This is a genomic window from Gemella sp. GH3 (assembly GCF_013415425.1).
GTDB lineage: Bacteria > Bacillota > Bacilli > Staphylococcales > Gemellaceae > Gemelliphila.
The window spans coordinates 1-470 of sequence record NZ_JACBYC010000204.1; the positions used below are offsets into that span (position 1 = coordinate 1).

Genomic DNA, 470 nt, shown 5'->3' on the forward strand with positions numbered 1-470 from the left:
CATACTGATGCTGTGGCGGTATCAGCCATTACAAATGGGAAAGTTTTACCTAAAGGATCAATGTCTATTCTAGAAGGAGAATCATTGCTGAATGACGCAGCAGGTATCATTTCATTTAAAATTGCGGTCACTGCGCTTGTCACTGGTGCATTTTCAGCAATTAACGCTATCGAACAATTTATTATTTCGACAATCATCGGAATATTAGTCGGTGCCATCTTCGGTATTATTGTCGTGAGAATACGTATCTACCTTACAGCGAACAAAGGATTAAAAGATAATAACACATTAACATTTATCCAATTATTGACACTCTTCGCTATTTACTATATAGCTGAAACATTGCATGCATCAGGTATTATAGCTGTAGTAGTAGCAGGTTTAATTCATGGTTTAGAACGTGATAGATTAATCCGTGCACAAACAGAATTACAAATGAACTTTACACAAATTTGGAATACGTTTAGTTA

1 protein-coding gene is annotated in these 470 nt (G+C 35.5%); it reads left to right on the forward strand.

The window, feature by feature from the left end; all coding sequences use genetic code 11:
- Positions 1-470: cation:proton antiporter domain-containing protein (locus HZY83_RS07690; protein WP_179943465.1), on the forward strand; the 470-nt coding region annotated here is incomplete at both ends.